12 protein-coding genes are annotated in these 20,346 nt (G+C 47.7%); 3 read left to right on the top strand and 9 right to left on the bottom strand.

From position 1 onward, the window contains the following. Window positions 1-448 precede the first annotated feature (448 nt). The 9 genes from AC6R1O_RS15285 to AC6R1O_RS15245 all read right to left on the bottom strand — a co-directional run bounded on the left by AC6R1O_RS15285 (window position 449) and on the right by AC6R1O_RS15245 (window position 14,464). Window positions 449-994: a cell division protein ZapC gene (locus AC6R1O_RS15285; protein ID WP_500633392.1), complete on the bottom strand. Its 546-nt coding sequence runs from the start codon at window positions 992-994 to the stop codon at window positions 449-451. A 190-nt stretch (window positions 995-1,184) separates the two neighbouring features. Then, window positions 1,185-2,195 carry a quinone-dependent dihydroorotate dehydrogenase gene (gene pyrD, locus AC6R1O_RS15280; RefSeq protein WP_500631052.1) on the bottom strand — a complete coding sequence of 337 codons (1,011 nt, stop codon included), beginning with the start codon at window positions 2,193-2,195 and terminating at the stop codon, window positions 1,185-1,187. Between the two features lie 86 nt (window positions 2,196-2,281). After that, entirely contained in the window at window positions 2,282-7,123 is a 4,842-nt protein-coding gene (locus AC6R1O_RS15275; protein WP_500657325.1) for an NAD-glutamate dehydrogenase, read from the bottom strand. A 206-nt stretch (window positions 7,124-7,329) separates the two neighbouring features. Next, a complete protein-coding gene (locus tag AC6R1O_RS15270; protein ID WP_334555382.1) occupies window positions 7,330-7,548 on the bottom strand; it encodes a DUF2835 domain-containing protein in 219 nt (72 codons plus the stop codon). A gap of 70 nt (window positions 7,549-7,618) precedes the next feature. Then, window positions 7,619-10,228 carry an aminopeptidase N gene (gene pepN, locus AC6R1O_RS15265; RefSeq protein WP_500657324.1) on the bottom strand — a complete coding sequence of 870 codons (2,610 nt, stop codon included), beginning with the start codon at window positions 10,226-10,228 and terminating at the stop codon, window positions 7,619-7,621. A gap of 180 nt (window positions 10,229-10,408) precedes the next feature. Then, window positions 10,409-11,083 carry a hypothetical protein gene (locus AC6R1O_RS15260; protein ID WP_487902002.1) on the bottom strand — a complete coding sequence of 225 codons (675 nt, stop codon included), beginning with the start codon at window positions 11,081-11,083 and terminating at the stop codon, window positions 10,409-10,411. A gap of 161 nt (window positions 11,084-11,244) precedes the next feature. Further along, complete coding sequence (prc, locus tag AC6R1O_RS15255; RefSeq protein WP_500631049.1) at window positions 11,245-13,245, bottom strand: carboxy terminal-processing peptidase; 2,001 nt, start codon at window positions 13,243-13,245, stop codon at window positions 11,245-11,247. A gap of 17 nt (window positions 13,246-13,262) precedes the next feature. Then, window positions 13,263-13,892 (bottom strand): RNA chaperone ProQ, encoded by a 630-nt coding sequence (gene proQ / locus AC6R1O_RS15250; RefSeq protein WP_334555385.1) that lies wholly within the window; start codon window positions 13,890-13,892, stop codon window positions 13,263-13,265. A 98-nt stretch (window positions 13,893-13,990) separates the two neighbouring features. After that, the gene (locus AC6R1O_RS15245) at window positions 13,991-14,464 is read right to left on the bottom strand and encodes a free L-methionine (R)-S-oxide reductase MsrC (protein WP_334555386.1); all 474 of its coding nucleotides are present in this window, start codon (window positions 14,462-14,464) and stop codon (window positions 13,991-13,993) included. Window positions 14,465-14,552: 88 nt separating this feature from the next. Between AC6R1O_RS15245 and AC6R1O_RS15240 the strand changes: the two genes are divergently transcribed. The 3 genes from AC6R1O_RS15240 to AC6R1O_RS15230 are packed head-to-tail and all read left to right on the top strand — an operon-like array spanning window position 14,553 to window position 20,292. Beyond that, window positions 14,553-16,349 (top strand): ABC transporter ATP-binding protein, encoded by a 1,797-nt coding sequence (locus AC6R1O_RS15240; protein WP_500633285.1) that lies wholly within the window; start codon window positions 14,553-14,555, stop codon window positions 16,347-16,349. Between the two features lie 42 nt (window positions 16,350-16,391). Further along, a complete protein-coding gene (locus AC6R1O_RS15235) occupies window positions 16,392-17,651 on the top strand; it encodes a PqiA/YebS family transporter subunit (protein ID WP_500631047.1) in 1,260 nt (419 codons plus the stop codon). After that, window positions 17,644-20,292, top strand: a complete 2,649-nt coding sequence (locus AC6R1O_RS15230; protein WP_500633284.1) for an MlaD family protein — start codon at window positions 17,644-17,646, stop codon at window positions 20,290-20,292. The genes AC6R1O_RS15235 and AC6R1O_RS15230 overlap by 8 nt, the downstream gene beginning before the upstream one ends. Window positions 20,293-20,346: the final 54 nt, after the last annotated feature.

Genomic DNA, 20,346 nt, shown 5'->3' with positions numbered 1-20,346 from the left:
CCCTGCGCACTTTATCTCACTTAATTACTACGTTAATCGATGATTCATTCACCACTCATCCTGTTTATGGTGCTCCGAACGGCATACCCATGATTTGTCGTACCTAATCCAACTTCACTTTTTGTAAGCAACAACGCTACGTACCTTTCAAGCGAAGTGAATACTTATTTACACTCAAATTGGTGTATACCAGTAGGTATTTTAAGTGTAATTTTATTTCAGAAACACCTCAATAGAGGAATTTTTCGTTGAATTTGATGATTGTAAGGGTTCAGAGCGCGTGGTTTAGCTGGTCACTTGTTGAGCAAAACTGGCAACTAACTCACACTTGTGAGACAGATAAACGTTCAAAATTAAGAAAAAAAATCGGCGCTTGGCCGATGGAAATGAAAAATGAATCAAAGGAATGAATACAACGAGGAAAGTCTTATCGTTAATTCGCTAACAGCTAGCCCACCAGCGCCATAGGCTGCGTTTGAAACTGTTGGTTGGCCACACGCATGCGATCATGCATCACCTTAATGGCTTGGCCAAACTGGAGTGATTTAGAAGGGTTGAGGTGAAATGCTTCGAGACTAACCTGGGCACACAGGCTGGCGCTATCCCCAACTTCCAAAACAATAAAATAACCTTGGCTAAGCTGATTCGACAGATAAACAAAATAGCCCTCTTCAAGGGGTTGTTCACCGTCAGAAATATTGTCGAAAAACCAGCTTTTCGGTTGAACCGGCTTATGGAAACGCTTAGCCGCTACACAGTAGAGTGCGAGCTCAGCTTGACGCGGTTCACTAAGACCAAGGAGAGAGATTTGCTCTTTGTACGTTTGAAATGCAGACGCATCATCAACGCTAAATTCGTTAACGCCAACGGCACAGTCTACGATAAGTTTGCGGGAAAGGTTGGTTTTGAAGACCATGTTGTCACCGAGATCGAGCATAAGGTGCCCTTCGGTGTCATCATAGTACCAAGTCCATTTGTCACTGGGTTTAAGCATCGTTCCGTCTCTTCGCCTGATGGGTTTAGGTAAAACGCTTAATTACCTTTCCAAGTCTTAAGGCTGATTTTATGCACTCATTGGCAAAAAAAAAGAGGAAATGAATTCTCATTTCCTCTTAGATTACTCTATTTATAGTGATATATTTATCAGGTGACGGCGTCACTCTATCCAGAAATACAGGGACAGATTATAGATTTTTGACAATGTCTTTCACTAAGCCAGGGCCGTGGTAGATAAAACCAGAATAAACTTGTACTAGCTTTGCCCCTGCCATCAGTTTTTCTTTGGCGGCGACATATGAGTCGATACCACCCACACCAATCACAGGGATCGCATCCCCCAACTCTTCATGTAAACGTCGCACAACTTCGGTGCTGCGAGATTGCACTGGACGACCACTTAGGCCCCCTGCTTCGTTGGCGTGTTTCATTCCTTCCACAATCGATCGGTCGAGAGTCGTATTAGTCGCAATGACACCATCGATATTGTTCTTAAGGAGCGACTGACAGATCTGGCTGATCTCATCATCGCTCAGATCTGGTGCGATCTTAAGTGCTAATGGCACGTAGTTACTGTGTTTTTCAGCAAGCTCTGCTTGTTTGGCTTTGAGTTCACTCAATAATTCATCGAGCGCTTCACCATATTGCAACGAACGTAGTCCCGGAGTGTTTGGTGAGGAGATGTTGACAGCGATATAACCCGCATATTGGTAAACCTTCTCCATACAGATTAGGTAGTCATCGGCACCTTTTTCGATCGGTGTGTCTTTGTTCTTACCGATATTGATACCAAGTACGCAGTCATACTTGGCTTTTTTAACATTCTCGACAAGATTATCGACGCCGAGGTTGTTGAAACCCATGCGGTTGATGATCCCTTGTGCTTCAACAAGACGAAACAAACGCGGCTTGTCGTTACCCGGTTGCGGACGTGGTGTGACCGTCCCTACTTCGACAAAACCAAAACCCATGGCATCAAAGGCTTCAATACATTCGCCATTTTTGTCCAGACCCGCTGCAAGGCCTACTGGGTTGCGGAAAGTCAGACCCATGCACTCGACTGGGCGATGCGGGAGTTGCTGTCTGTAGAAAAGATCCAATGGTGTGCCGGTAAAACGTTTGAAGTTTTCAATGGCGAGATCGTGTGCCTTCTCGGCATCAAGTTGGAAAAAGCCAGCTCTGGCAAGACGGTAAAGCATTGTGCCTCCGAAAGAAAAAAGCCCCGTATAAACGGGGCAGTATTATTCAACGTTTTACCGAATAATTCAACGATTAACGCAAACGGTTACTCATTGGCAGAGCAGTTTAGGTTGAGGAGCATCAATTCACGCAATGCGACTGAGAACTTGGCGAATTCATGGACTGCCCCCACTTTAAACTCGTTGAGAATATTTTCCCATCGATGCAGCGACACTTCGTTTTTCTCAATCCAGTCTTCGAGTGCTTTCATTACATCAAGATCTTTCGGATCGCAGTTGCAACTCAACACTTGCCCAGTTAACTGACGTTGTTGCCAATCAAGATCCTCTCTAAATGCTGCGCGAGCCAAGGCTTGCCAATGGTTGTCCACGGCTTGAGTATTGATTTGTTTCAAGAACCAGTGGAGAGACAAACGATCGCCCAAGTTGTAGTAGAGTTTTGCACTTTGCTCAACCGATTTGCCTTTTTCACGAGCCACTGTAGATATATCCAGTACTGAGTATAGACTCGACAAACGCGCAACATAACTCGCCAACGCTTCGGATACGCCCTGCTCAATCCAACGGTTTGCCATCTGGTTGTGCTCTTCCACTTCCGCCGGAACCAACATGGTATCAAGTTGCTGTTTGATGGTTTCTACGTCTGCTTTATAGAGATCAATCATGGCTTTGACACATTGGCGACCAGTACGATTACGGATCAACCAACGTGACAGACGACGCAGCGTACGTCTGACATAAAACATCATGTCATACTGAGCGTCGGTCGAGGCATGGTTATCAAGAGCACGAAGTTGCGTGAACACCTCACCCAAACCGAAGATCTCACGTGCGGCGACATACGCATTGGTAATATCGACGACATGTGCTCCCGTCTCCTCACGGAGTCGAGTCACAAAGTTGCACCCTATCTCATTCACCATTTGATTGGCGAGCATGGTGGCAATGATTTCGGCTTTCAGTGGATGGTTGTCCATCTGCTGATCATAGTTACGGCGTAACTCTGTTGGGAAGTATTGGATCAGTTGCTGCGCATGCACCTGATCATTGGCAATGTCGTCATGCACCAATTCTTCTTTCAGAACCATCTTGCCATACGCCACCAGCACAGAGAGCTCAGGGCGAGTCAGTGCTTTACCCTGCTTTTCTCGCTCTAATAAGGTTTCATCGTCAGGAATGTACTCTAACGCTCGATCCAGTTGACCCGCTTTTTCTAACGTATGGATGAAGCGAATTTGTTCCTTAACCAGTGATGTGCCTTGGTGTTCGGTGACAGAGATCGATTCAGATTGGCAATACGCATCTTCAAGGACAATCTCACCGACCTCATCTTCCATCGACTCTAGGATTTGATTGCGCTGTTTAACCGTTAAGTCACCATTCGCCACCAATCCGTTGAGGAAGATCTTAATGTTGACCTCATTGTCCGAGCAATCAACACCGCCGACGTTATCAACAAAGTCAGTATTGACGCGGCCACCTTTCAACGCGTACTCCACTCGACCGAGTTGAGTCATGCCCAAGTTGCCACCTTCACCGACCACTTTAGCGCGCAGATCGCGTCCATCAATACGCAATACATCGTTCGCACGGTCACCAACATCCGAATGCGTCTCCTTAGACGATTTCACGTAAGTACCGATACCGCCGTTCCACAACAAATCGACTTTCATTTGCAGGATCAGTTTGATCAGTTCATTCGGTGCTGCCGACGCTTTCTTCACCCCTAGCATTTTTTGGATCTCAGGGGAAAGAGGAATAGACTTCGACTTGCGTGAGAACACACCGCCGCCTTTGGAGATAAGTTCCGGATTGTAATCTTCCCAACTTGAACGCGGTAGATTAAACAAACGTTGGCGCTCTTCCCAACTGCTCGCAGAATCAGGATCAGGGTCAATGAAAATATGCAAATGGTTAAAGGCAGCCTGCAAGCGGATATGCTTCGATAGCAGCATGCCGTTACCAAACACATCCCCCGCCATATCACCCACACCAATCGCGGTGAAATCCGTCGTTTGACAGTTGATGCCCATTTCACGGAAATGTCGTTTGACCGATTCCCAACCACCCTTGGCCGTAATGCCCATTGCTTTGTGGTCGTAACCGTTCGACCCCCCTGAAGCAAACGCATCCCCTAGCCAGAAGTTATATTCTGCGGAGACTGAGTTCGCCAAATCCGAGAACGTCGCGGTGCCTTTATCCGCTGCAACAACAAGATACGGGTCATCCTCATCATGACGCACGACATGACTTGGCGCGATGACTTCCCCTTCAATGATGTTGTCAGACACATCAAGTAGTGCACGAATAAAGCGTTTGTAACAGCGCTGACCTTCAGCAAAGATTTCGTCACGACCGCTCAGTGTGTGTTGACGTTTACAGACGAAGCCCCCTTTCGCGCCCACCGGCACAATCACGGTGTTTTTCACTTGCTGCGCTTTCACCAAACCTAAAATCTCGGTACGGAAATCTTCTTGACGATCCGACCAACGTAAGCCGCCACGCGCGACTTTTCCGCCACGCAAGTGAACACCTTCAATGTCCGGCGCATAAACGAAAATTTCAAAGGCCGGAACCGGCTGAGGAATATCTGGGATGTTACGCGGCTGAAGTTTTAACGAGAGCCAAGGTTTAGGCTGGTTTTGGTCATCCACTTGATAATAGTTGGTCCGAACCGTCGCGGTGATCATTTCCATGTAACGACGGATGATGCGGTCATCGTCCAAGCTTTCAACGTGATCAAGCTGCTCAGTCATTTTCTCGACTAAGTCCGCTTGTCCTTTTTTGCTACCTTTGAATTTAGGATCAAAGCGCTTAGCAAACAGCATGACTAGGCCTTTGGCAAGATCAGGGTAATGACTCAGTGTTTCTTCAATGTACTGTTGGCTAAATGGGAAGCCGACTTGACGCATGTATCGAGCATAAGCGCGTAGAATCGAGACTTCACGACCAGTTAGCGAAGCGCCAAGAACCAATCGGTTAAAGCCATCGCTCTCTAGGTCTCCCGCCCAGATTGACGCAAAGGCTTGTTGAAAACGATCGCGTGCGACGCGAAGATCAACGGTTTTCTCGCTCTTATGCAGCATCGAGAAATCCAGGATCCAATAAACTTGTCCATTAGCTTTGTGCACTTCGTACGGAGATTCACCGATGACGCGCAGCCCCAAGTTTTCCAACATCGGCATGACATCCGAAAGATGAATCGGCTCATCACGGTGGTAAAGTTTGAGTCTCACCGATTTCGAATCTTTGGCCAGTTCTTGCGGGCGATAGAACAACATGCCCAGTTTGTTGTCGTCACTGAGCGCTTCGAGGCGTTCAATGTCGGCGACGGCCGAGCCTGGCATCACATCTTCTTTGTAGGATCTTGGGAAAGCGCGGTTGTACTCTTTCGACAACGGCAACCCTTTACTCTCACCAAAGTTCGCAACGATCGCATCAGAGAGACGATCATCCCAAGTCGACGATGCTTCCATTAAATTTTGCTCTATTGTTTTCACATCAATGTCCATGTTGTTATTGTCAACACGAACGATGTAGTGGGTTCTTGCCAGTGGGCTTTCAGAGAAGTAAGTGGTGAACTCCACTTCTTGCTCACAACCAAAATACTGTTTCAAGATGCGTTGAGTTTGTCGGCGCAGCTCGGTGTTGTAACGATCTTTTGTCACGTAAACCATGCAGCTAAAGAAACGACCGAACGGGTCTTTGCGCACAAACAGACGCAGCAAGTCACGGTCTTGCATCTGCACCACGCCCATACCGACTTCTAGCAACTCTTCTTCTTTGGCTTGGAGCAGTTCATCACGCGGATAGTTTTCTAGGATATTGTGTAGCGCTTTGTATGAGTAGGAACCTTCGCGATACCCGCTGGCTTTGAGGATTCGCTCGACCTTTTCACGAATCAGTGGAATGCTCGCCACACTTTGGTTGTACACCGCAGAAGTGTAAAGCCCAGTGAAACGATGCTCACCAACCACTTTGCCATTCTCATCAAATTTTTTGATCCCGATGTAATCGGTATACGCAGGACGATGAATACGAGAAGCGACGTTTCCTTTGGTCACAATCAATAAAAAGGGTTTCTTCGCTTCGAGGCGCGCAGAATCAGGGAAGTCAGACAGTTTCACGCTGCGCACACGATCCGGATTGGCAAACAAGCCCAGACCTTGTTCTTTGGTTGGGCGCAGTTCTGTATCGCCGTCTGTAGAGACGAGGTCATACTCTTTGTAACCCATGAACGTGAAGTTGTGATCGCCAAGCCAACGCAAAAAGTTCAGTGTATCTTCATAGCGATCCCCTTCGACGGGAATACGCTCTTTTTGTGCTTCCAGTTGGTTGGTCACTAATTCAAGTTTCTCAACCATTTGACGCCAATCTTTGACCACCATACCGGTATCGGTGAGAATTTTGATCAGCTCATCTTTGAGTGACGTCATCGCCGATTTGTCACTGAGTCTATCCACTTCGATATGAAACAGCGATTGCAACGCGCCCTCACCCTCATTAATCGATTTAATCACCCCTTTGGCACCGCGTTCGATTTGCGTTGGACCATGCAACATCAGATGTGACGCCATGTCTAAACGGCTCAGCGCCATTTTGATTGAGTCGACAAGAAATGGACTGTCGGGGACGACAATTTCAACGATAGTGTGCGTCGATTGCCAACCTTGACGGCTTACCGTCGGGTTAAAGACGCGAACCGATATCTCATCGGGTTTCTTTTCATTGATGTGATGCCACAAACTGACGACCGCACCGTAGAGATCCGATTCGTTTCGTTCAATCAGGTCGTCTTGAGCAATATTACTGAACAGGTGTTGAGCAAGTTGAGTGACTAAAGGTTGATGAGCAAGCTCGAGTTTGTCTTGAATCAGCTTGTAGACTTTTTCAAGCAGAACCGGCATTAGGGTTTCACGCGCGGTCATATTCACACTCCACTATTAGAATTTTTTTAAGTAGGGGGATGTCGTAAGCATCGTTCTTTAGTTGTAAGAATAGTGCTTTACACGGGTAATGCCGCTTTATTGTAAAAGCTTTATTGATAAATGGTTAATTCTTTTAGGAGTGGTAGGAGGTGAAATGTTTGAGAATGTGATTAAGGTTCTATTTAAACTTCTATGAAATCAATCTCTCACAGAACTTCTAACTTAATAAACTTGTTATTTTGGTCAGTTGTTAATCTGAATCGTCCTTTCAAGCCGATTTGACTGACAAACGGTCGAAAACGCATCGCTGGCAGTTGCAAACGAAGTCCATTGTCCGTGGTTACCAATATCTGGCTCGCCGCACCATTGTAGTGGTTTAGAAACGATTGATAAGAGATATTGAGCGAGAAATAGTAGTGGTTCATGAGTTATTAATGCATTACTGTATAAATAAACAGTAGCACAATTACGTGCTACTGTTGGGTAGTGGATGACTTAGGCTTCTAGCGCCTTGCTGACTTTTTCGAACAAGTCTTTGGCAAGGTTATCCATCGATTTCAGCGCTTCTAACTCTTTGCGAATCAGCGCTTGTCTCTGCTCATCGTATTTACCCAGCTTAAGCAGAGGATCAATCAAACGCGACGCCACCTGAGGGTTCGAGCTGTTGAGTTCTCTTAAGATTTCGCCCGCAAACTCATAACCTTTACCAGATTTGTCATGGAAAGCGACAGGGTTCATGTTCAAGAAAGAACCAATCAAACTGCGCGTACGGTTAGGGTTTTTCAAGCTAAACGCACTGTGATTCATAGTCGACCTGATCACATCAAGTGCGTTGCCCGCTGGGTTGGTCCCTTGCAATATGAACCACTTGTCCATCACCAATCCATCATGTTGCCATTGCTCGCTGTAGTCACTCATTAAACGCTCGCGACACGGTAACTGCGCGCTATTTGCTGCGGTCATAGCCGCCATGGTGTCCGTCATGTTGTTGGCCTGATCATATTGCGCTTCAACGAGACGATTCCCCTGCTCTGTATACGCTAAATACGCTAGCGCCGTGTTTCTAAGTGCACGTTGGCCAATCGCTTGATGGTCAACTCGATAGTCACTTTGCACTAGAGCATGGTACAGCGCACTGAACTCATCCTCTAACTGCTGTGCAAGTTGAACTTTAATGCCTTTAAGTACCGCAGCAATGGCATCCACATCGACCTGCTTGTACCAACCTGACACTTCATTGTGACTTGGCAGCGCTAACATCTCTGCAATAAACGCAGGTTCAAGAACATCAGACAAGAGTACGCCGCGGAACGCATCAATCAGCGCATCCGGTAGCGTGACATCGAGATTACCTTGCTGAATACGTTCAACATTACTGCGAATGTATTTTGCTAATAACATTTGGCCTGCATCCCAACGCGCGAAGTCATTGCGAGCATGAACCATAAGGAAGGTTAATTCATCGTCACTGTAATCATACTCCAACTTCACTGGCGCGGAGAACTCTCTCAATAACGATGGGATCGGACGCTCAGCGACGTCTTCGAATACAAAACTCTGCTCACTTTGCGTGACATCGAGAACGTGATGAATCGGCTTTCCGTTACAGCGTAACTCAACAACTGCTCCCGTTGGGGCGTACAACTCGACATCAAATGGAATGTGCAACGCTTGTTTGTCTTGCTGATCCTGCGTCGGCTCAGTCGATTGCTTGACATGCAAGGTAAACGTCTTAGCATCATTGTCGTAATCACTGGTCACACTGACCGTCGGCGTTCCTGACTGGCTGTACCAGAGACGGAATTGCTTGAGATCGACACCCGATGCATCTTCCATGGCGGAAACAAAATCTTCGCAAGTCGCCGCCGTGCCGTCGTGGCGTTCAAAGTAGAGCTTCATCCCTTTTTGGAAGCCCTCTTCACCCAATAACGTGTGCATCATTCGAATAACTTCGCTGCCTTTTTCGTACACGGTTAAGGTGTAGAAGTTATTCATCTCGATCACTTTGTCAGGACGAATTGGGTGAGACATCGGGCTCGCATCTTCGGCAAACTGGGGTCCACGAATAATGCGTACGTTGTTGATACGATTGACAGCGCGCGAACCAAGATCAGAAGAAAACTCTTGATCGCGGAACACGGTCAACCCTTCTTTGAGACTGAGTTGGAACCAGTCACGACAGGTCACGCGGTTACCCGTCCAGTTGTGGAAGTACTCATGGCCAATGACTGCTTCAATACCAAGATAATCGCTATCGGTCGCGGTGTTCTCATTGGCCAACACATACTTGGAATTAAAGATGTTGAGTCCTTTGTTCTCCATTGCGCCCATATTGAAAAAGTCGACAGCGACAATCATGTAAATATCAAGGTCATACTCAAGACCGAAACGCTCTTCGTCCCACTTCATTGAGTTGATTAGGGAGGTCATCGCGTGAGGCGCTCTGTCCAAGTTGCCTTTGTCGACAAAAATCTCTAAATCGACAGGGCGGCCAGAGCGAGTCACGAAGGTGTCGCGCAGAACATCAAAATCCCCAGCGACCAAAGCAAACAGGTACGCCGGCTTAGGGTGTGGGTCTTGCCACTGAACCCAATGACGGCCATGATCTAAATCGCCAGCGGCCACTCGGTTCCCGTTACTCAATAAATACGGGTATTGCGCCTTGTCTGCAATCACTTTAGTGGTGTACTTGGCCAACACATCAGGTCTGTCCAAGTAATAGGTGATTCGACGAAAACCTTCCGCTTCACATTGGGTGCAAAACGCACCACCCGATTTATACAAGCCTTCAAGCGCGGTATTGGCTTCAGGATCAATGTGCGTCACTATGGTCAGTGTAAACTCGCGCGGCAACTGGTTGATGGTCAGCGTGCTCTCCGTCTGCTGATAATCGCTCCAAACCTCACCATTCACTTGCAGCGAAACCAAAGTTAAGTTCTCACCATCGAGCTGTAAGGTACTGCTCTCTTTGCATTGCTGAACTTTAGAGATAGCCGTAACCACCGTTTGGTTATCATGCAAATCAAAGGTGAGGTCTATAGTAGAAATCGTATGAGAAGGCGATTGATAATCTTTGCGATATTTGGCTTGTGGAGTCTGAGCCATGTCTGAATCCTTTTGACTGAATATGAGATGAGCCAACACGGGCATCAAGCACTCGTGGGCAAACGTAATTAGCTTACCTCTAGCCAATCAAAAAAACGAGGTATTGACGACAATAACCTCGCTTTTTATTCATGTAGAACACATTTTGTCTATATATCACCCATCGATTCGCCGATATCACTAGCGAACGCGATCGAGCACCGCATAAAGCGCCCCTTCTTCCATTTCAAGTGTCAAGGTATCACTGTCGAGTACGTAACGTGTTTCGTGCTCGCCATTTTCGTAGAGAAGTACAAGGTGTTCACCTTCTGTGTAATAAACGCCGCGATGCACCGCTTCATCTCCTTCATCGTTGCTGACACGGAACATAAACACAAAGTCGGGTTGCAGCACTAAATCCATCTTATCAACATCACTGGCTGAGACATCGTGCCCGCCTAAACTCTGACTCGACCAAATGCCAGCCAGTGAATTGGAGAGCGCCTTAGTAAATGTCACACCGTTGAGATTAAGCAAATGGTGATTACCCGAATAGCGGTACGCTTGTGGCTCAGAAGAGTTGAGTCCGAGTATTAGGGTATCATCGTTGGCTGTGTAGAGACCTTGCCAATGATCCACCGAGTAGTCTCGCTTCTGAATGTCGATTTGAAACTGATAGTTAGAGCTTAACGAAAGCTTGATGGCGAGAAAGTTTTCTGCTGATTCATCAGGACTCGGATTGACGAGATACCAGTCCCCCAACAAGAAAGGGTGATCAAATTGAGTAAGATCACTGTTGTCGTGTACTTCGGGCGAGAGCCTTTCTGCACTGACCCACGCGCTACCCATTAAAAGAATTAGTCCGATCCATTTCATCACGCATCCCTCACTCTTTTCTTAAAGCTTAGGTAGGGTTTTACGAATACGCGAAAAATTAGATCCAAATCACATTAATTGTCTGCACAAAAAAAGCGAGCACATAGGCTCGCTTGGTGTTATTTGTGGATTACAAGACAGGTAACAGGAAAGATGCCGACTTACTGCAACTTCAACATGTCCACCATGATCGCCACCGACTCATCCAAATAAGCGTCAGGCGCTTCGTAGTCTTTGGGTAAGTCGTCAAGATCGGTGTACGGCTCCTCACCCAATGCTTTTTGACGTAAATTGATGCGAGCCAGGCGTTCTTTATCTGCCTGTTCACTCTCCGCTTTACGCACTTTTTCATTGAGAGACAAAGCGTTGTCATCTTTTTCAGCACGATACTTTTCAATATCTTGCGCGATAAAACCGAACTCTAAATCGTTGGCAATACGCGCTTTGTGCTTGTCGTCTAATGCAGAAATCAAGGCATCGTTACGTGCTAACACGGTGTAATTGGCGCGATCAATACTATCCCAAGGTAGAGCGTTATCTTCGACACTCTCCCCGGTTTCATCCGCGTCTACAGCGGTTGGGAAAGGAATGTCAGGTGCTACACCTTTGTTTTGCGTACTGCCACCATCGATTCGATAGAATTTTTGAATCGTGTACTGCACGTAGCCCAACTCTTTATCAAACAAATCGTAGATATGGTTGAGAGAGCGGTGCTGCTGCACAGTGCCTTTACCAAATGAGTTCTCACCGAGAATGATCGCTCGGCCGTAATCTTGCATCGCAGCGGCAAAAATTTCTGACGCGGACGCACTATAACGGTTAATCAATACCGTCATCGGTCCGTCGTAGCTGATTTTGTCGTCTGTGTCTGCATTCACGTTCACACGGCCATAACTGTCGCGAACTTGCACCACCGGACCGCTAGTAATAAAGAGACCAGATAGCGCAGTGGCTTCGGTTAACGCACCGCCGCCGTTGTTGCGGAGATCGACAATGATGCCATCGACACCTTTCGCTTTCAGTTGGGAGATTTGCTCGTCGGTATCTTTAGATAGGCCGACATAAAAACTCGGCACTTCGAGCACACCAATCTTCTTACCATCACGCTCAATCACTTCTGATTTGACCGCACGATCTTCTAAACGAATTTTGTCGCGCACGATAGTAATGACTTGCGATTTCGCCTCTTTACCCTCAGGCAAGATTTGCAAATTCACCTTAGTGCCTTTCGGCCCTTTGATCAATTGAACCACATCATCAAGGCGCCAACCGATAACATCAACGATCGCTTCACCATCTTGGCCGACACCAATAATACGATCCCCTTCGGACAACTGCTTGCTGTTCGATGCCGGTCCACCAGCCACTAATGAACGAATGACAGTATAGTCATCAGTCATCTGCAACACTGCACCAATTCCTTCGAGCGATAAATTCATCTCAGTTTGAAATTGATCAGCACTGCGCGGAGAGAGGTAACTGGTGTGCGGGTCAACTTCACGCGCAAAGGCATTCATGTACAACTGGAAGGCATCTTCATTGTGCGTTTGGCTGAGACGCTTAAGCGCATTGTTGTAACGTTTCTCAAGCACCTCTTTGATCTCTTTCCACTCTTTACCTGTGAGTTTGAGATTCAATGCATCATACTTAACACGTTTACGCCACAACTCATCCAACTCAGCTTTATCTTTTGGCCAAGCGGCTTTGCTGCGGTCAAGCTCAATGCTTTCATCGACATCAAACGTCATTTCGTCATCAAGCAGCGCCAGAGCAGTTTGAAAACGTTCATAACGACGCTTCATCGACAAGTTATAGACATCAAACGCAATTTGGTTGTTGCCGGATTTGAGCTGATCGTCAATCCCTACCGCCCACTCTTTGAACGAGTCAATATCCGCTTGAGTAAAGATATTTTTGTTGTAGTCGAGCATTTCGATGTAGCGATCGAAAATGGCTTGAGAGAAGGTATCGTCGAGAGTGAAATGTTTGTAGTGAGAGCGTGTGAATCGAGAAGTCACGCGCTTACTGGCAGTTTCGTGTTGAGTCTCGGGAGCGAGTACGGGTAAGTCTTTTAGACTCAGTTTAGCTTCAAGAGCATGGGCTGAAGACGCTGCCAGCCAGAGGCCAGCAGCAATCAGCGAGAGTTTTGAACGGCATTTCATGCGTAGGAGATTCTCCTTTATGCGCGCAAGTGCTCCGCTTTCACAACCATTTGTAGGCCGTTAGACAGTTGGACGCGCACATCTTCCTTATTGATTTCAACGATAGTCGCAGCCATATTTCCTTTGCCCATGTTCACGTTCACTTGGTTGCCGACGGTCATTTCGTCTGCATTCAATGCGCGCGTTTCTACAGGCTGTTTGGCTTTCTGTTCTTTACTTTGTTGTGGGCGGCGGCTCTGCGGCTTTTTCGCTGCCGGTTTCGCTTTAGCCTTCCCTTCTTCGCGCGCTTTTTGAGCTTGTTCTTTACGACGAGCCTGAACTTTTGCTTTGCTCTCTGCTAGTGCAGTTTTCGCATGTTCAACGTGCTCTTCTTCCAGTTCACCCGCTGGGTTACCGTCTAAATCTACACGTACTGCACCTGGCTTAACACCATGTAGGTAACGCCATGATGAAGTGTACTGTCTTAACGCTGCACGAAGCTGGGTCTTACTCACTTTTGGGTCGTCATTGAGACGGTCCGCAAGATCTTGAAAAATACCGATTTTAAGCGGCTTTGCTTCACCTTCTAAAGTAAAGCACTTAGGGAAACATTCAGCAATATATGCAATCACTTCTTTGCTGTTTTTTAACTTTTCAGTGTTTTCCATGAGGATTCCTGGTTATTGCGGCTTGTCCGCGAGCATTAAGAGTTTTAATTGAGGTATTATAGTGACCTGCAAATGAAAAACCACAGCCAATAGGCAAATTATGCCGCGATAGCGTGCGAATTAAGCAGCTTTTCCACTTCAGTCATCAAAAATGTTAGCCCCTGCTCGTCAATTTCGCTGAAACGCCCTACACTCGGGCTATCAATATCAAGCACGCCTTGGATTTCACCATTGATTGAAAAAGGAATCACGATCTCTGAATTACTCTCGGCGTCACACGCAATGTGGCCCTCGAATTCGTGTACGTCATGGATACGTTGAACGCTGTTAGTGGCGACCGCGGTACCACACACTCCTTTACCAACGGGAATACGTACACACGCAGGCTTGCCTTGGAATGGACCCAATACCAACTCACCGTCTTTCATCAGATAAAAGCCCACCCAGTTAAGGTTCTCCAGCTCCATATTCAATAGCGCACTGACATTGGAGAGATTGGCAATAAGGTCTGTTTCTGATTCGATAAGTGCAACCGCTTGCTTGGTTAAACGTTGGTATTGTTCTATGTTCATTGTATATACATCCGATTGAAAACTAGAGACTTCCACACGGTTTGTGCGTACAATTTGCACAAACCAAATAGTAAGCATTCTCATTATAATGATTGATAATCCCAACACTATTAGCCGTTCTTGGTTGATAACTCAAGTAAAACTTCATAAGACCAAGTTAATCGCTGCGAATTTGGTGGCGATTGCTGCGACTTTAATCAGTGTCCCTATCCCACTCTTGATGCCATTGATGGTCGATGAAGTGCTATTAGACCAACCCGGAGCCGGGCTGCGTGCCATGCAATGGCTCTTGCCGAGTAACTTTCATACCCCTACCGGCTATATAGTGTTGACCTTACTACTGGTCATTGTGATGCGCACGGCAAGCCAGGCGCTGAACATAGTTCAGAGCCGTCAGTTCACTCTGGTCTCCAAAACCATTACTTTTGAAATGCGACGTAAGATGATCGACAAATTGGGTCGCATCAGCATGAAGGAGTACGAGACAAGAGGCAGTGGCGGCATCAATGCCCACTTGATTACCGATGTTGAAACCATTGACCAGTTTATTGGCTCTACGTTAAGCAAGTTCCTGATAAGCCTACTGACCGTACTCGGCACCGCTGTTGTTTTGCTCTGGTTAGATTGGCGCTTGGGCCTGTTCATCTTACTGGTTAATCCGGTGGTCATTTACTTCTCCCGCTTGCTGGGCGGCAAAGTGAAACATCTTAAAAAGCGCGAAAACCAATCGTTCGAGCGCTTTCAAAATCGGTTGATAGAGACACTCGATGGCATCTATCAATTGCGTGCCGCAAATAAAGAAAAAGCGTATCTCAAACAGTTAACCGAACACGCCGATCAAATCCGATCCGATGCTGACAAGTACGCCTGGCAATCGGAAGCGGCAGGGCGTGTCTCCTTCTTACTGTTCCTACTTGGCTTTGAGCTGTTTCGCGCTGTCGCTATGCTTATGGTGCTGTTTAGCGACCTGACGATTGGTCAAATCTTCGCAGTGTTTGGCTATCTGTGGTTTATGCTCAGCCCTGTGCAAGAGTTGTTGGGCATTCAGTTTTCGTGGTACAGCGCAAAAGCAGCACTGACTCGCATCAATACCCTATTGAGTGTTGGCGAAGAACAGCGCCCTGTGTCAACCGTCAACCCATTCACGCCAGACCGAGAAGTGGACGTCTCGATAGAAAAGGTCAACTTTGCTTATAACGAGGAAAACAAGGTGTTACGCGATTTATCGCTCACCATTCCGGCAGGCAATAAAGTCGCACTGGTTGGAGCAAGTGGCGGGGGGAAATCTACCTTAATTCAATTGTTAATCGGTGTTTATCAACCGGACTCTGGCATCATTCGTTTCAATGGTGAGCCATGCCAGGATATCAGTTTCGATATCATTAGAGATCAAATTGCTGTTGTATTACAACAACCTATACTATTTAACGATAGCCTGAGGCATAATCTGACCCTTGGCTCAGACTACCCGGATGAGCAGCTGTGGCAAGCCCTTGAGATTGCTCAAATGCACGATGTCATTCGTCAACTCAGTGAGGGTCTCGAGACGCAAGTGGGCCGCAACGGGATTCGTTTGTCCGGTGGACAGCGCCAACGGTTGGCCATTGCGCGCATGGTGCTGAGCAATCCAAAATTTGTTATTTTGGACGAAGCAACGTCCGCGTTGGATACCGCAACGGAAGCCGCCCTCCACCGTGCTTTGACGGAATTTTTGAAGGGACGCACAACTCTGATCGTTGCTCATCGCTTATCTGCCGTAAAACAGGCGGATCTGATTTACGTTTTAGAAGATGGACAAGTCACTCAGGCAGGGACACATGGCGAACTGGTCGAACAGCAAGGTTTATATCAAACGCTTTACGGCGCTGTACAAACTCACGCCTAAACCGCGCCTTTACAGTGACAACGTCACACAAAGAGGCGCTCAATGAAACGCGCCTCGCCGCTCCACTCTCACACTAGCGAGATTCGCCAAGTTCGTCTTTGTCATGGCTGCGAGCTCGCAGTGGACACCTGTGAGGTAGAACAAGGAAAGAGCGCATTTTGTCCGCGTTGTGGAACGCAACTCTATCGGGGTGGCACCCCTTCTCTCTCTGGCAACTTAGCCATCGCCATCACCTGTTTGATGCTGTTTATTCCCTCGCACTTTTTTGACTTCATCAGTATCCGGTTGTTTGGTGTCATGATCCCAGCGACACTCCCGGCCGGTATTATCGCGCTCATTGATGAAGGCTTTACATGGTTAGCACTGCTGGTGTTTTTTTGCAGTTCGATTGCGCCGTTTTTGGTGTGCTCGAGCGTTCTGCTTGCCCACATTGCCCTCGCCAAGCGCCACTTCTCTTTACTTAAGTGGTCATTGCAAACCATCGCGGCACTCAAGCATTGGGTGATGATTGATGTCTTTCTGGTTAGCGTTGCGATCTCTTGCTTCAAGTTGCAAGACTATTCAGACATCTTCGTCGGTGTCGGGCTTTATGGCCTAGTGCTATTGCAGTTAGCGACCGTGCTACTCTTAACTCGGATTAGTATCCGACGTTATTGGGAAGCCTACCTGCCTGAAGAGACATTAACTCTGGGCGAAAAATCGCTCCACTGCCACCATTGCCACTTGTCACAGCCAGAAGGTACGCACTGTCGCCGCTGCGAAAAACCTATCCATCATCGTAAACCGCGCTCAGTCCAAACAACCTGGGCTTACTTGGTGGCGGCAACGATAGCGATTTTTCCCGCCAACCTGATCCCGATCTCGATATTAATCACCAACGGACAACGTTTAGAAGACACCATCTTCTCGGGCGTTGCTTCATTGGTGAACAATGATATGGCGGGCATTGCGGCCATCATTTTCATCGCAAGTATTGTCGTTCCGGTCGCAAAGATTCTCGGCTTAGCGTACATCTTGCTCGCCATCCATTTTCAACGTTCGATCAATCATATTTATCGAATGAAAATCTACTTTATCGTCAAGTGGATTGGCCGCTGGTCAATGATGGATCTGTTTGTTATCTCCATCATGATGACCTTGGTTGACCGTGGCCAAATTTTGAATTTTACCCCAGGGTACGGCGCCGTCTTTTTTGGTATCGTGGTCATCTTAACCATGCTGGCCGCAGACAGTATCGACCCAAGACTCATTTGGGATAACCACCCTAAAACCTCCTACAAGGACACCCCTTCACATGAGTAATGCTTCGCCCAATCAGAATGCTTACACGCCAGATATTAAGCGCAATAAAGGCTTATCGCCGCTATGGATATTGCCAATTTTGACCATGGCACTGGCAGGTTGGCTGGTGTTTAAAGCCATACAGGATGCAGGCCAGCGCGTGCAGATCTATTTTTCTGATGCACAAGGTTTGGTCGCCGGGCGCACCACCATTCGCTACCAAGGGCTCGAAGTGGGCATGGTGCGCGACATCAACCTGTCGAGCAATCTGGACAACATTTACGTGGATGTCGACATCTATCCCGAAGCGATTCAGTTACTTGGTCAAGATACGCGTTTTTGGATGGTCAAACCGACCGCCAGCCTTTCCGGCATTTCCGGTTTGGATGCTCTGGTCTCAGGGAACTACATTGCGATTCAACCCGGTGATGAAGCGTCTGAACCTAAGAGTGTTTATACCGCGCTGGATCGCGCCCCGTCCGATCTTCTCGCACGTCAAGGGTTAAACATCACCTTGAAATCGCGCGATCTGGGTGGAATCTCTATCGGATCACAGATCGTCTATCGAAAAATCCCAATTGGCGAAGTCTACAGCTACAAATTGGATGACGACGCGAAGAACGTTCTCATCAAAGCGTCAATCCGCGAGCAATATCGCCACATCATTACCAATCAGAGCCGCTTTTGGAACGTCAGTGGCATTGGCGCCAATATTGGCTTTGAAGGGGTTGATGTGCGCCTGGAAAGCTTGAGCGCCCTGCTCAGCGGTTCTATTGCAGTTGACTCCCCCGATGGCGGAGAGCCCGTCGAAGACAACGAAGAGTTTCGTTTGTACCGTGACCTAAAGACCGCTGGACGCGGTATTGCCATCCAAATTGCGCTACCTGACGACAACCATATCAAGGCCTCAGGGGCGCCCATTATGTACCGTGGTATTGAGGTCGGGCAGATTACCGGATTGCAGCTCAGTGAAGGACGCGAAAAAATCATCGCTTCCGCCGCGATTCAACCAGCATTCAGCGATATGCTCACCACCGGCAGTCGTTTTGTTCTCGAAGAGGCGAAAGTCTCGCTATCGGGTGTGGAAAACTTGGCTAACTTAGTCCAAGGTAATTACCTCACCTTGATCCCCGGAGATGGTCAGCGCGCAAGGCAGTTTAACGCCGTGCGTCAATTTGAATTTAACAAGCAGCAAGCACGTTCAATTGCGCTGCAACTGACGTCCAACAACTCGTTTGGATTAGATGCCGGGGCGAACATCCTCTATAAAGGCATCACGGTTGGCTCCATCACGCAGGTATCACTCATTAATGATCAAGTCATTTTCGACCTGCTGATTGACGCGGAATATTCCGAATTAATCCGTTCTCAAAACCGATTTTTTGTCACCGGCAGTGCTAGCGCTGAGCTCACCGAATCTGGACTCAACATCTCTGTTCCGCCGGCTAAACAGCTGTTGACAGGCTCGGTGAGTTTTGTCAGTGAAGGCAGTGGTGAAGCCAAAGAGCGCTATCCGCTGTATGCGAGTCAGTCTTTGGCTGAGCTTGCCAAATACAATGTCTCTGGCTGGCAAACCCTTACACTGTTTGCCCCCGAATTGCCCTCAATAAGCAAAGGTAGCCCACTGCTTTATCGCAACTTGCAAGTCGGCAGCGTCTCGGATTTTCGCTTGGTTGACGGTGGTGTGATCATCGATGCGAATATCGAAAATCAATACAAACACCTGTTGAGTGAGCAAACCGTGTTCTGGAATCGCTCTGGCGTCGAGGTGGATGCCTCTTTAACGGGAGTCAACATTACCGCTGCGCCACTGAAAACCATCATCCAAGGTGGGATTGCTTTTGATTCCTTGCCGGGGGTCGACAACCGCCAAAAAGACAAGTGGTTGCTGTACAAAGATTTCAAAACCGCACGTAAATACGGCCAACGTGTCACCTTGCACTTTGACGGCAGCACAACGATCACAGCAGGCACACCTATCCACTACAACGGTGTCCAAGTCGGCGAAGTCACGCTTGTCACCCCCATATTTTCCAACGGAGAGTTCTCAAAGGGCGGCGTTGAAATTCAAGCTCGCATCTTGCCGGAATACGCCCAAACCATTGCGGTTTCAGGGTCGCACTTTTGGCAATCACAGGCAGAGATTGGCCTCTCGGGAGTAAAAAACATCCACAATCTGATCACGCCAAGTATCAATGTTGAGCCTGGCAATGGCCAGCCCCAACATCAGTTCGCGCTTAACACTGCGCCTCAAATTCATAAGGGTGTGCAATTTAGATTGCAAACCGAAAGCCGAGGCTCAGTCACCAGTGGCACCCCGATTTTGTATCGTGAGATCGAGGTGGGCCAAGTGCGAGCAGTATCGTTAGGTGAATTTGCCGATCGCGTCGATATCGACATTGATATTCTGCCGGAATACGCCTACCTAGTGCGCCGTAATAGCGTATTTTGGAACACCTCTGGTGTGGATGTCTCGATTGGACTAACCGGTGCCAATATCAAAGCAGGTACGGTTGAAAGCATAGTGCGAGGCGGGATCACCTTTGCTACACCACAACAAGCACAGCTCGAGCCGATAGCTCAAGATGGCCACACCTTCTACCTACACCCGAAAGCAGAGGAGAGCTGGCGCAGCTGGCGAACGGTGATACCAAAACCTTAGCCAAGACCTATCACCTATCATCAGTAAAAGCGCAGCCAAGTGGCTGCGTTTTTG

It is taken from the genome of Vibrio sp. R11-SG3-ISO3-SZ, from assembly GCF_059834345.1.
The sequence above is the reverse complement of the archived record's forward strand: the minus strand, read 5'-3'. Positions and strand labels throughout refer to the sequence as shown.